General features: G+C 59.9%; 13 protein-coding genes. 9 read left to right on the top strand and 4 right to left on the bottom strand.

The genetic code is table 11. The annotated features are described in order from the left end of the window. Nucleotides 1-36 precede the first annotated feature (36 nt). From moaA to G411_RS0108180, 6 genes are all read left to right on the top strand, one after another. Nucleotides 37-1,065 carry a GTP 3',8-cyclase MoaA gene (moaA, locus tag G411_RS0108205; RefSeq protein WP_245542374.1) on the top strand — a complete coding sequence of 343 codons (1,029 nt, stop codon included), beginning with the start codon at nucleotides 37-39 and terminating at the stop codon, nucleotides 1,063-1,065. Beyond that, a complete protein-coding gene (locus G411_RS0108200; protein WP_022958707.1) occupies nucleotides 1,066-1,575 on the top strand; it encodes a cupin domain-containing protein in 510 nt (169 codons plus the stop codon). It begins immediately after the preceding gene. A 22-nt stretch (nucleotides 1,576-1,597) separates the two neighbouring features. Beyond that, the gene (locus G411_RS0108195; protein WP_022958706.1) at nucleotides 1,598-2,527 is read left to right on the top strand and encodes an AAA family ATPase; all 930 of its coding nucleotides are present in this window, start codon (nucleotides 1,598-1,600) and stop codon (nucleotides 2,525-2,527) included. Between the two features lie 5 nt (nucleotides 2,528-2,532). Next, the gene (locus G411_RS19800) at nucleotides 2,533-3,897 is read left to right on the top strand and encodes a VWA domain-containing protein (RefSeq protein WP_022958705.1); all 1,365 of its coding nucleotides are present in this window, start codon (nucleotides 2,533-2,535) and stop codon (nucleotides 3,895-3,897) included. A 116-nt stretch (nucleotides 3,898-4,013) separates the two neighbouring features. Beyond that, nucleotides 4,014-4,679 (top strand): DUF502 domain-containing protein, encoded by a 666-nt coding sequence (locus G411_RS19795; protein ID WP_022958704.1) that lies wholly within the window; start codon nucleotides 4,014-4,016, stop codon nucleotides 4,677-4,679. 10 nt (nucleotides 4,680-4,689) lie between these two features. Next, a complete protein-coding gene (locus G411_RS0108180; protein ID WP_022958703.1) occupies nucleotides 4,690-6,150 on the top strand; it encodes a TrkH family potassium uptake protein in 1,461 nt (486 codons plus the stop codon). Here the strand turns inward: G411_RS0108180 and rsmD are convergent. Continuing rightward, nucleotides 6,147-6,749, bottom strand: a complete 603-nt coding sequence (gene rsmD / locus G411_RS0108175) for a 16S rRNA (guanine(966)-N(2))-methyltransferase RsmD (protein ID WP_022958702.1) — start codon at nucleotides 6,747-6,749, stop codon at nucleotides 6,147-6,149. The two genes, G411_RS0108180 and rsmD, sit on opposite strands and share 4 nt — an antisense overlap. Before the next feature lie 102 nt (nucleotides 6,750-6,851). Between rsmD and ftsY the strand changes: the two genes are divergently transcribed. The 3 genes from ftsY to ftsX are packed head-to-tail and all read left to right on the top strand — an operon-like array spanning nucleotide 6,852 to nucleotide 9,683. Next, nucleotides 6,852-7,970, top strand: a complete 1,119-nt coding sequence (gene ftsY / locus G411_RS0108170) for a signal recognition particle-docking protein FtsY (RefSeq protein ID WP_022958701.1) — start codon at nucleotides 6,852-6,854, stop codon at nucleotides 7,968-7,970. After that, the gene (ftsE, locus tag G411_RS0108165; protein WP_022958700.1) at nucleotides 7,967-8,647 is read left to right on the top strand and encodes a cell division ATP-binding protein FtsE; all 681 of its coding nucleotides are present in this window, start codon (nucleotides 7,967-7,969) and stop codon (nucleotides 8,645-8,647) included. Before ftsY ends, ftsE begins: the two co-directional genes overlap by 4 nt. Continuing rightward, nucleotides 8,634-9,683, top strand: coding sequence for a permease-like cell division protein FtsX (gene ftsX / locus G411_RS0108160; protein ID WP_022958699.1), 1,050 nt, complete (start codon nucleotides 8,634-8,636; stop codon nucleotides 9,681-9,683). Before ftsE ends, ftsX begins: the two co-directional genes overlap by 14 nt. A gap of 15 nt (nucleotides 9,684-9,698) precedes the next feature. On the opposite strand, the gene G411_RS0108155 is transcribed toward ftsX, so the two are convergent. From G411_RS0108155 to lysA, 3 genes are all read right to left on the bottom strand, one after another. Beyond that, nucleotides 9,699-10,406: a DUF484 family protein gene (locus G411_RS0108155; protein WP_022958698.1), complete on the bottom strand. Its 708-nt coding sequence runs from the start codon at nucleotides 10,404-10,406 to the stop codon at nucleotides 9,699-9,701. A gap of 32 nt (nucleotides 10,407-10,438) precedes the next feature. Then, on the bottom strand, nucleotides 10,439-11,269 hold the full coding sequence (gene dapF, locus G411_RS0108150) for a diaminopimelate epimerase (protein ID WP_022958697.1): 831 nt from the start codon (nucleotides 11,267-11,269) through the stop codon (nucleotides 10,439-10,441). 90 nt (nucleotides 11,270-11,359) lie between these two features. Next, complete coding sequence (gene lysA / locus G411_RS0108145; protein ID WP_022958696.1) at nucleotides 11,360-12,610, bottom strand: diaminopimelate decarboxylase; 1,251 nt, start codon at nucleotides 12,608-12,610, stop codon at nucleotides 11,360-11,362. Nucleotides 12,611-12,618 lie beyond the last annotated feature (8 nt).

Genomic DNA, 12,618 nt, shown 5'->3' with positions numbered 1-12,618 from the left:
GGCCTTATTTTACGTATGTCACGGCGGGTGGGCGCGATGGGAAGCTGTGCTACCATCAGCGCCATGAGTACGCCGCTTCTCCCATTACAAGACCGCTTTGGACGACAGGTAAATTACCTGCGGCTGTCGGTCACTGATCGCTGTGACTTCCGCTGTGTTTACTGCATGGCGGAGGATATGCGCTTTCTGCCTAAACGGGAGATTCTCGATCTTGAGCAACTCTACGACATCTCGGCCGCTTTTGTGCAATTGGGGGTGAAAAAAATTCGCCTGACCGGTGGTGAGCCGCTGGTGCGCAACAATGTGCTGTGGCTGGTTGAGAAGCTGGGGCAGCTCGACGGACTGGAGAAGCTGGTAATGACCAGCAACGGTGCGCAACTGGACAAGTATGCCGCGCCGCTTCGCAAGGCGGGGTTGAGTGGCATCAATATCAGTCTGGACAGCCTGCGCCCAGAGCGCTTTCGCGCCCTGACCCGCACCGGCGATCTGGCGAAGGTATTGCGCGGCATCGACGCCGTTCAGCAGGCGGGCTTTGAACGGATTAAACTCAATGCGGTGATCATGAATGGCCGCAACGACGATGAGATTCTCGATCTGGTCGATTTTGTCCGCGACCAGCGCCTGGATATCAGCTTTATTGAGGAGATGCCGCTGGGGCAGATCAGCGAGCATGATCGCGCTCTGACCTTCTGCAGCAGCGACAGTATTCGCGAGCGTATTCATCAGCGTTACCCGCTGACCGCGAGTACGGAAACCAGTGGTGGTCCCTCGCGATATTACCGAATGGCCGACAGCGACAGCCGTATCGGTTTTATTTCGCCTCACAGCCACAATTTCTGCCACCTCTGTAACCGCGTTCGCCTGACGGTGGAGGGGCGCTTGCTGCTGTGCCTGGGCAATGAGCACTCGCTGAATCTGAAGCCGATCGTCGATCAATACCCCGGCGACACTGAGCGCCTGCGCGCCGCGATTATCGAGGCCATGGACCTCAAGCCCGAGCGTCATCACTTCTCACTGGACGACGAGCCGCAGATCGTGCGCTTTATGAACACCACGGGAGGCTGAGTGAGCACCCTGCCCGATTCTCCCGAGGCTCTGATTGCGGCGCTGGACCTTGAGGCGCATCCTGAGGGCGGTTTCTTTCGCCGCCATTTCACCTCATCCCGACACGCGGTCGTCGGGGATGAGCCCCGAGCAATGATGAGCTGTATTTATTACTTGCTTACCGAACACAGCCCTATCGGCTGCCTGCACAGCAATCGTTCCGACATCGTGCACTTCTGGCAGGGCGGCGGCGCCTTGCAGTACACCCTGCTGACCGCAGATGGCGCCCTGCAGCAGACGGTGCTGGGGCCAGATCTGGCGACAGGCCAGCAATTGCAGTTGGTGGTGCCAGGGGGCTGGTGGAAAGCGTCGCGCTTGCTCAGTGGTCGTTACGGCTTAATTTCCGAGGCGGTCTGCCCCGGCTTTGACTATGGCGATCACCGCTTTGCCGACGCCGAGCAGATACGCCGTGACTATCCTCAGCTTTTCCCGCAACACTGGCCCTTGCTGCAGTCGATGCTGCGTTCCTGAGAACTACCGATGAGATCAGCCCATGAGTTCCGCCCGTCCCGCTGTCGACGCCCTGATTGACCAGCTTGCCCAGCAGGGCTACATCGCCAGTGTCCCGATTGCGACAACCCTGTATCTGGCTCGCCAGTTGGAGCGCCCGATTTTGATCGAAGGTCCACCGGGGGTGGGTAAAACCGAGTTGGCCAATGCCTGCGCGGCGATGCTCGATCAGCCGCTGTTTCGTCTGCAATGTTATGAGGGGCTGGACGAGAGCAAGGCGCTGTACGACTGGAAATACAGCAAGCAACTGCTCTACGTGCAGGTGCTAAAAACCCAGTTGCAGGATATTCTCGACGGAGCCAACGGCCTGTCTGAAGCGGTCGAGCGTCTGCATAACCTCGACGATATTTTTTATTCCGAGCGTTTTCTGGAGCCCCGTCCGCTGTTACGTGCGCTGCAGAATGACGGCGGTGCCGTTTTGCTGATCGACGAAATCGACAAGGCTGACGAGGAGTTCGAGTCGCTGCTGTTGGAGATTCTCGCCGACTTCGCGGTCAGCCTGCCGGAGATTGGTACCTTGCGCGCGAAGCAGAAACCCCTGGTTCTGCTTACCAGCAATAACACCCGCAATCTCAGCGATGCTTTGCGCCGCCGCTGCCTGCATCTGCATATTCCGTTTCCCGAAGCCGCGCTGGAGAGTCGTATCGTACACAGCCGGGTGCCGGATTTACCGGAGCAGCTTCGCGGGCAACTGGTCGCGTTTGTACACAGCCTGCGCGAGTTGGACCTGAAAAAGCCGCCGGCGATCAGTGAGACGATCGACTGGGCTCGAAGCCTGTTGCTGTTGCACGCGGCCAGCCTGTCGCGGGAACTGGTGGATGACAGCCTCAACGTCCTGCTCAAGCACGAGGAAGACCTGGCCATGGCTCGCAGCACCATGCACGAACTGCTGCGGGACGCCCAGCGGCGCTGATAACCGTGGACAGCACCCTGCTGCAATTCATCCGCCACCTGCGGGACCACGAGCTTCGCGTATCGACGGCGGAAACCTTGGATGCCATGCAGGTGGTGGCGTGTCTTGGCTACGGAGATCGGCGGCTATTGCGCGACGGTCTGGCCAGTGCGCTGGCAAAAAGTGAGGACGAGCAGCGGCGTTTTCGTCAGTGTTTTGCGCAGTTTTTCGATTTTAGCGACGACACGCAGGATGACACCGCCTCGGCAGCAGACCCTGTAGGTGATGAGTCGCAAGGTGATGAAGGACTGGCGGCAGGCGATGGCGAGGGCGAAGGGCAAGGCGGTGCTGGCGGCGGTGGGCAAGGCAGCGAGGGTTTGCGCGCCGATGTGATGCGCGCCGCCGATGCGGCACAGCTCGCCAGCCTGCAATATCCCACCCAGCGCGGTATTTACCGCCGCCGCCTGCTGGATGCACTGAACGACGGCGAGCGCCGTGACAGCATCGCCCGCCTGGCCGAAGGTAGCCCAGAGGAGCGCGCGCGGAGTCGCTGGCTCACCGCCCAGCGTGAGCAGCAATTAGTGATGATTGCCGAGCTACTGGATCGCCAGTTGCTGCTCAGCAATCAGTCGTCCAGCCGCAGCTTGCAGGAAAGCCTGATGCGCAACTCGCCGCTGTCGGCACTGGACCATTATTACCGGGGCCGCCTGCCGCCACTGATTCGCAAGCTGGCAAAAAAACTGGCCGCCAAACATCGTCCGCGTCTGCGCAGCGCAAAGCGCGGTCAGCCGGATATTCGCCGAACCCTGCATCGCAGTGTGGCCTACGACGGCGTGCCTTTTAAACGTTACTGGCGGCATCGTCGCCGGGAAAAATCGGATATTTACCTGCTCTGTGACCTCAGCGGCTCGGTCGGACGATGGTCACAGGTGCTGCTGTTGTTTGTGCAGGCGCTGGCAGAAGTGCTGCCCCGCAGTCGCTGCTTTGTCTTTTGTGGAGAGAGTATCGAGGTCAGCGATATTCTGCGGGAGCATCCGGCGGATGACGCTGTTGCGTTAATCCAGCAGCGCCACGGTCTGGGCAGCAGCGACTATGGCCGTGCGCTGCGCAGCTTTCGGGCGAGCGTTGAGGGCACGCTTAGCCGCCGCAGTACGGTAATGATTCTCGGAGATGGGCGCGGTAATGGTGGCGACAGCGGCATTGATGCCCTGCGTTATCTCTATCAGCATTCCCGTTTGTTGCTGTGGCTCAATCCCGAGCCCGTCAGCCGCTGGTATACCGGCGATTCGGAAATACGCCGCTACCAAAGCGCCTGCCACCACGTTGCGGAATGCGGCTCGCTGAGGCAGTTGGAGTACCTGCTCGACGAGCTGCTGACCCGATTGCCCTGAGCGGTTTGGAGAATATTGCCAATTGTGTTGCTCCGGGCGGTGCTCCTGGCGTCTAAACCCGCTACTATTGGCGGCGTAGAAGCCAGCCTCTTTGTCCTGCGGACACAGCCATTGTTATGAACAAGTTCAAACAGTTTATCGGCCAGTCGTTTCTCGGCGGTATTTTGGTTATCGCGCCGATTATTATTCTGCTGCTGGCAATGCGATGGGCGGTTAATGCCGTACAGAGTCTTATCGCCCCGCTCACCGGGCCGCTGGTTAAACTCAGTGGTGCGCCGCCGCTGCTGGTGGATCTGCTGGTCATCATCGTGATCCTGTTTGCCTGCTTTCTGGTGGGTACGGTGGTAGCGACCAGTGCAGGGCGCTTTGCCCAGAATTTCATCGACAGCCACCTGTCGCGTTTTGCGCCGGGCTATCGGTTGATTCGCGACATTATTCAGCAGGTCTTTGGCGGCGATAAAAATTCCCCCTTTACCAAAGGGGAAGTGGCCGTGGTGCAACTCTACGGTGTGGATAATCCGGCGCGGGTAACGGCCATTATTACCAGTCGGCACGACAACGGCTGGTTCAGCGTGTTTGTGCCCACCGGCCCCAACCCGACTTCGGGCTTTATCTACCATCTGCCGCCGGAGTGCGTGGTGCCGCGACCCGATATCAAGCTGGATGTCGCATTTAAGTCGATTATTGCCTGTGGTGCGGGCTCCGCTGAACTGGGTATTTGTCGTGAGCCGCTCGATACAGGAAGCCCGCGCTTGAGCGCCGATCGCGAGCAGGGAGCATAGACCATTGGTGATGGGAAGCCGCCAGCTGTGGATGCCGGTCATCAAGGTCTGCAGCTTCACGGTAGCGGTATTCGGCCTGGCACTGCTGGTGCCGCTGGCCATGGCGATTCTCGACGGCAGTGAAAATGGCAGCGCCTATGCGGCCGTGCTGCTGATCTGTGAGAGCCTGGCGCTGAGCGGCACCATGGCGAGCTGGAATTTTCAGATTACCGCGCTCACGCCCCGTCACATGTTTTTGATCACCAGCCTGAGCTGGCTGGCAATGTCGGGTCTCGGTGCGCTGCCGCTGCTGTTAACGGAAACTACTCTGAGTGTCAGCGATGCGGTGTTTGAGTCGGTTTCCGGCCTTACCACGACGGGGTCCACCGTGCTGACCGGGCTGGATGGCATGGCCGCTGATGTGCTGCTGTGGCGATCGCTGCTGCAATGGATCGGCGGTCTTGGGGTGATTGCGATGGCTGTGGCAATCCTGCCTTTTCTGCGGGTCGGCGGTATGCGTCTGTTCCAGACGGAGTCGTCGGACTGGTCCGATAAAGCGCTGCCCCGTGCCAAGAGTATGATCAGCCGGATTATCTATCTGTATATCGCGATGACGGGTCTGTGTACCCTGGCCTTCCTGTATACCGGCATGGACGGCTTTCACGCCATCAATCACGCGATGACGACAGTCTCAACCGGCGGCTTCTCCACCTCCGACAGTTCCTTTGCTCAGTTCGATCGGCTGTCAACGCATTGGGTGGCAGTGGTGTTCATGCTGCTTGGCGCCCTGCCTTTCAGTCTGTATGTGCAATCGCTGGCGCATCGCCGCTGGCTGTTCTGGAAGGACCAGCAGCTACGGGGTTTTGTCATGCTGGTGGTGGCTGCCAGTCTGGTGCTCAGTGTGTATCAGATTGCCCTGAATCATCAGCCGCCGCTCGAGGCATTGACCCTGTCGACCTTCAATCTGGTGTCGGTGATCAGCACTACCGGCTTTGCCAGTGGTGACTACAGCCATTGGGGGCCCTTCGCGGCGGCGCTGTTTTTCTTTGCAACCTTCCTCGGCGGCTGTTCCGGTTCTACCAGTGGCGGCGTGAAGATGTTCCGTTTTCAGTTGCTGGCCATCAGCATGAAAGAGAGTTTTCAACGGGCACTGCATCCCCGCGCCATCGTCCAGCGGCGTTATAACGGACGCAAAGTGGATGATGCCATTCTGCTGTCGTCGGTGGCCTATCTGTTTGTGATGCTGATCAGCCTGCTGGTGATTACTTTGCTGCTCAGCTTGAGTGGCGTCGACTTCGATACGGCGCTGACCGGTGCCAGTACCGCATTGATGAATGTGGGGCCGGGGCTGGGTGAGTTGATTGGCCCGGCGGGCAACTTTGCCAGTCTCAGCGATGCCAGCAAGTGGATTCTCAGTGTGGGGATGTTGCTGGGACGACTGGAATTCATCACCCTGTTGGTGCTGCTGACCCCTGCCTTCTGGCGCGGCTAGTCAGTCTCGTCAGGACTCAGGCGGTAGAGGCGATACTCCACTTGACCGGCACTTTTGTGACGGTGCTCCTGCCAGTCGTTCGGGGGAACAAAGGCTTCCCCTTTGGCCGTTTCCACATAAATCAGTGCGTCTTCCGCCAGTTTCCCTTTCAGTGCTTCCACAGCAATGGGCAGCAGCGACTGCTTGAAAGGTGGGTCGAGAAACACAATGTGCCAGCCGCCATCGGCCACTTTCAGATAACTCTCGGCGCTGCGGCCGTGCACGCTGCCATCCTCGCATTGCAGCGTGTGCAGGTGGCGGCGAATCTGTTCGGCACTGCCGGGGTTTTTCTCCACGAAATCGCAGTGCGCCGCGCCCCGGCTCAGCGCTTCCAGTCCCAGTGCGCCGCTGCCCGCGAACAGATCCAGACAGCGCGCGCCGCCAAGATAGGGGCTCAACCAGTTGAACAAGGTTTCCCGCAGTCGGTCACTGCTGGGCCGCAGCCCGTCGGCGCTTTGAAACGGCAGTTTTCGGCTGCGCCACTGGCCGCCAATGATGCGCACCTCGCCGTCGCGGCGATCCGGGGAGTGTGGCGTGGCCTTGGGGCGTCGACGGGGCATGGTATTCCTTGAATCGTTCGCGGCGGTCGCCGGGCTGATTACTCAGTTGGCGCTGAGAAGTGGTAGGATACGGCTTTTCTTTTCGCTGTAAACCAGAGCCCCATGACCGAGAACGACAAGCCAGGTGTCGACGACGCCGAAAATGCCTCCGCACCCAAGAAAAAGAGCTTTTTTACCCGCTTCAAAGAGTCCTTCATGGGCTCGGAGGAAGACCTTGCCGCGGCGGAAGGTTTTATTGCCGACGAAGAAATTGCCCCCTGGCAGCACATCGAGCTGTCACCCGAGGAGCAGGCCTCGCTGCTGGTCAAGTTTAAAGAAGGGCTCAGCAAAACCGGCGCCCAGCTTGGCGAAGGTATGGCCAATCTGTTTCTGGGCCGCAAGGAAATCGACGATGAGCTGCTGGAAGAGATTGAAACCCATCTGCTGATGGCTGATGTGGGCGTGGACGCCACCAGTGAAATTATCGGCAACCTTACCCGGCGTATGTCTCGCAAGGAACTGGATAACCCCGAAGCGCTGTATGTGGCTTTGCAGGAAGAACTGCGCGTGCTGCTGGAGCCTGCGGAACAGGAACTGGTGATCCCCGAGCAGCAAACCCCCTACGTGATTTTGATGGTGGGTGTAAACGGTGTGGGTAAAACCACCACCATCGGCAAGCTGGCGAAGCAGTTTCAGGCCGGCGGCCGCTCGGTGATGCTGGCTGCAGGCGATACCTTCCGCGCGGCAGCGGTAGAGCAGTTGCAGGTCTGGGGTGAGCGCAATGACGTGCCGGTGATTGCTCAGCACACCGGTGCCGACAGCGCCTCGGTGCTCTACGATGCCCTGCAGGCGGCCAAGTCCCGCAATGTGGACGTGCTGATTGCCGACACCGCCGGACGTCTGCACAACAAAGACAATCTGATGGAAGAGCTGAAAAAAGTGGTGCGCGTGCTCAAAAAGCTCGACCCCGATGCGCCCCACGAGGTGATGCTGGTGCTGGATGCGGGCACCGGGCAGAACGCCCTGTCTCAGGCGAAACACTTCAAGGAAGCTGTGGGTGTGACCGGCTTAACGCTCACCAAGCTTGATGGCACCGCGAAAGGCGGTATTGTATTTGCTATCTCCAAGCAGTTGGGACTGCCTATCCGCTTTATCGGTGTGGGTGAAGGCATTCTCGATCTGCGTCCTTTCCGCGCCGATGAATTTGTCGGTGCCTTGTTCGGGTGGCAACGCAAGCAATGATTCAATTTGAGCAGGTCTGCAAACGCTATCCCGGCGGTCATGAGGCGCTGAATCAGCTCAGCTTCCACATGCCCCACGGCGATATGCGTTTTCTGACTGGCCACAGTGGCGCCGGGAAGAGTACCCTGCTCAAACTGATTATGGTGATGGAGCGGGCCAGCAGTGGTCAGGTACTGATCGATGGTCGCAATGTCTCCACCCTGCCCGCCCGTAAAATCCCCGAACTGCGTCGCAAGGTCGGCGTGGTCTTTCAGAATCACCAGTTGCTGTTTGATCGCAGCGTGTTCGACAACGTCGCATTGCCACTGATTATCGCCGGTTATGGTCACCGCGATGTGGGGCGCCGGGTGCGCGCCGCGCTGGATAAGGTCGGCCTGCTGGACAAGGAGCGGCAGAATCCGATTACTCTGTCGGGCGGTGAACAGCAGCGCGTTGGTATCGCGCGCGCGGTGGTAAATAAGCCCAAGCTACTGCTGGCCGACGAACCGACCGGTAACCTCGATCCGCAGTTGTCGGCGGAAATCATGCATCTGTTCGAACAGTTCAATCAGGTTGGCGTGACCGTGTTGATCGCCACCCACGATCTGTCGCTGATCGCCCGCATGCCCTACAAATTGCTCAGCCTGCGCAATGGCCGCCTGCTAAACGCAGGAGGGAGCGACGATGAGTCCCTCTAAGCCCAGCGGCGCCAGCCGACGTCCTGCCAAGCGGCGATTGGAGAAATTACAAAACCCCGACAAGCCAGTGCGCCGCGAGCGTGCGGGGGCCAAAAAGCACCGTGCCAAGGTCAGTGACCAGTGGCAAAGCTACCGCAGTCATCACCAGCAGGTGGCGCTGGACAGCCTGCGTCGCCTGTTGCGTCGCCCCCTGGCAACGCTGATGACCACGCTGGTGATCGCGATAGCCATGGTGTTGCCCGCAGGGCTGTATGTGGGCTTAAACAATGTGGAGTCGGTGAGTCAGGGTTGGGATGGTGCCGCCCGCCTGTCGCTGTTTCTCAAGTTCAGCGTCGATGACCGGGCAGCGGAAGAGCTGCGTGCCCGGTTGGCGAACCGCGACGATATTGCCTCGGCGGAATACATTTCTCCCGCCGCAGCGCTGGAGGAATTCCGCGATCGCTCCGGCTTTGGTGAGGTGCTGGATCAGCTAGACAGTAATCCCTTGCCGGGTCTGATTGTGCTCAGTCCGAGCCCGGCGAACAGCCAGCCAGAACAGGTCAATGCCCTGCGCGATGCCCTGGCGGAGTTGCCTGAAGCTGACTTGGTTAAGCTGGATATGGAGTGGTTACAGCGCCTGGGACAGATTACGGAAATCAGTCGCCGGGTCACGCTGGCGCTGGCGATCATGCTGGCGGCGGGGGTGCTGCTGATTGTTGGCAACACCATCAAGCTGGCGATCGAAAACCGCCGGGATGAAATTCTGGTCGTAAAGCTGGTGGGCGGCACCAATGCCTTTGTCCGCCGCCCCTTCCTCTATATGGGCTTCTGGTACGGGCTGTTTGGCGGCCTGCTGGCCTGGGTGATGTTGGTCGGCTGCCTGCTGTGGTTGGGCGGTCCGGTGCGGCAGCTGGCGGGGCTTTACGGCAGTGATTACACCCTGCTGGGGCTGGGTATTGGTGACACCTTGCTGATGTGGTTCAGTGCCGCCGCACTGGGTTTGCTGGGCGCGATGTTGGTGGTGGGGCGAGAGCTGCGCGCCATCGAGCCGAAATAGCGCGCCTACGTTTCTTTAATTGCCAAACGGCCCGCGCATCAGGCGCGGCAGTACCCGGTTGATGACCTCGGCAATATAGTCGAGGAACAGGGTGCCCATGCTGGATTTGAAGTGTTGGGGATCTTTGCTGGCAATCGCGAGCACGCCATCGACATTGCCCGGACGAATCGGCATTAGCGCCGCTGAACCAATATGGTCGGCGTGCTGGCCGAACAGGAACTTCAATTCTTCGCCACGCAACACCCCGCATACGCCTTTGCCGCCGCGCAGCAAGTGGCCGATTTCTTGATGGGCGTGTTCCGGGCTGACCACCCGCAACTGGCTGCTGCCCATTTTTGAGGGGTCGCCGAACAGCGTCAGGCTGGCGTAGTCCACGCGCTCGAAGTCACTGACCAAGCGCCGGCAGAGGGTGTTGCTCAGTTCCTCCGGGCGTCGGGCTTCCAGCATGCCGAGAATCAGCGATTTACTGCGTTCAAAAATGGTGTCGTTGTGTTGCGCATTGTCCAGCAGATTACTGAGACGAGCACGCATATCCATGTTGCGCTCGCGCAGCACTTCCACCTGGCGCTCCAACAGACTGACGGCGCGACCGCTGTTATGGGCCAATTTCAGGTCGGCCAGCAGATCTTCATTATTCAGAAAAAAGCCGGGGTGATTGCGCAGGTAGCGGGCCACGGCTTCTTCGCTGGGCTGGCTGTCTTGACCGGGTTTTGCTGTGTCCACGTAATGTCCTTGTCGCTGCTTGGGTGTTGGGCTCAGAGCTGAATCTGTCCTTCAAACACCGTGGTGGCTGGCCCGGTCATGATAACGGGCTGACCGGAACCGGGCCAGTGAATGCTCAGTTGGCCGCCGGGGAGTGTGACGGTGACCGTATTGTCCAGCTTGCCCTGCACAATCCCGGAAACGACAGCGGCACAGGCGCCGGTGCCGCAAGCCAGGGTTTCGCCCACCCCGCGCTCGAACACCCGAAGGCGAATATTCTGCCGGTCGACAATCTGCATAAAGCCGACATTCACCTTCTGGGGAAAGCGGGGATGGCACTCGGTAATCGGGCCGACACGCTCAACGGGCGCTGTATCGACATTGTCCACCGGCAAGACCACGTGGGGATTACCCATCGACACGGCGCCGACCTGCCACTGCTCACCGTCAATATCGAGCGGGTAGCTGTTAGCCTGCTGCTCGGCGGCAAAGGGGATGCTGGCGGGTTCGAGAATCGGTTCGCCCATGTCTACGCGCACGTCGCGATTGTCGGTAATCGCCAGCTCGATGACGCCCGCCAGGGTTTCCACGCGGATACGCTGCTTGCCGGTGAGTCGTTTGTCGCGCACGAAGCGGGCGAAGCAACGGGCACCGTTGCCGCATTGCTCTACTTCACTGCCCTCGGCATTGTAGATGCGGTAGCGGAAATCGACGTCGGGGCGGGAGGGAATTTCCACCGCCAATACCTGGTCGCAGCCAATGCCAAAATGGCGGTCGGCAATTTTGCGAATATGGTGGGGCTTGAGCTTGAAACGCTGGGTAATGAGATCGATCACTACGAAGTCATTGCCCAGGCCATGCATTTTGGTAAAGCGTAGCTGCATCGTCTGTCCTGTGCGGCGCCTCGCCGTTGGCGCTGTTAACGATGCGGGGGCCTGGTCTGCTGGCGGCGGTGCCGCCAGTCAGCTACCGGATCAATCCGGCAGAACGGCTTCGCCACGCATCAGGTCGGCGACAGTTTCGCGCGCCCGAATCAGGTGATGCTGGTCTCCGTCGACCATCACCTCGGCGGCGCGTCCTCGGCTATTGTAATTGGAACTCATGGTAAATCCATAGGCGCCGCTGGAGGCCAGTGCGAGCAGGTCGCCACTTTCGATGCGCAGCTCGCGATCTTTGGCGATAAAGTCGCCGGTTTCACAGACCGGGCCGACCACGTCGTAGTGGCGTGCTTCACCGTTGCTGCGAGGCACTACGGGCAGCAGGTCCATCCAGGCCTGATACAGTGCCGGGCGCAGCATATCGTTCATGGCCGCGTCGACGATGGCGAAGTTCTTGTGGGGATTGAGTTTGAGGAACTCCACCTGCGTCAGTAATACGCCGGCATTGGCGGTGATCGACCGACCCGGTTCGAACATCAGTTTGACCTGGCGCTCACCCAGTCGCTCGCGGATGGCGGCGATATAGTCACCGGTCGACGGCGGCTGCTCGTCGCGGTAGCGCACACCCAGGCCGCCGCCAAGGTCGAGATGGGCAATATCGATGCCCTGCTCGGCTAGGGTGTCGACCAGCATCAGTACGCGGTCCAGGGCATCGAGAAAGGGGCTGGTGTCGGTGAGTTGCGAGCCGATATGGCAGTCCACGCCCTTGACGGCCAGGTTCGACAGGCTGGCGGCGTGGGCGTACACCTCCGGGGCGCGGGCGATATCAATGCCGAATTTATTGTCGCGCAGGCCGGTGGAAATATAGGGGTGCGTTTTGGCGTCGACATCGGGATTGACGCGAATCGACACCGGCGCCACCACGCCCATCTCGGCCGCCACGGCGTTGAGCCGTTCCAGTTCGGCTTCTGACTCGACATTGAAACAGTAAATACCCACTTCCAGTGCGCGGCGCATTTCAGCGGCCGTTTTGCCCACGCCGGAGAACACCACCCGCTCTGCCGGGCCACCGGCTGCCAGTACGCGTTCCAGCTCGCCCACCGAGACGATGTCAAAGCCGGCGCCGAGGCGGGCCAGCACATTGAGTACGGCAATATTGGAGTTGGCCTTCACGGCGTAACACACCAGGTGGTCCTGGCCTTGCAGTGCGTCGCTGTACTCGCTGAAACGCTGCTCCAGATAGGCGCGGGAATACACATAACAGGGGGTGCCGTACTGCTCGGCAATAGCGCGCAGCGAAACGGATTCGGCGAACAGCTCGCCGCTTTGATAGTGGAAAACAGTCATAGTGTGTA

Origin of the sequence: Spongiibacter tropicus DSM 19543, assembly GCF_000420325.1 — a bacterium.
GTDB lineage: Bacteria > Pseudomonadota > Gammaproteobacteria > Pseudomonadales > Spongiibacteraceae > Spongiibacter > Spongiibacter tropicus.
This window is presented reverse-complemented; position numbering and strand designations above follow the sequence as displayed.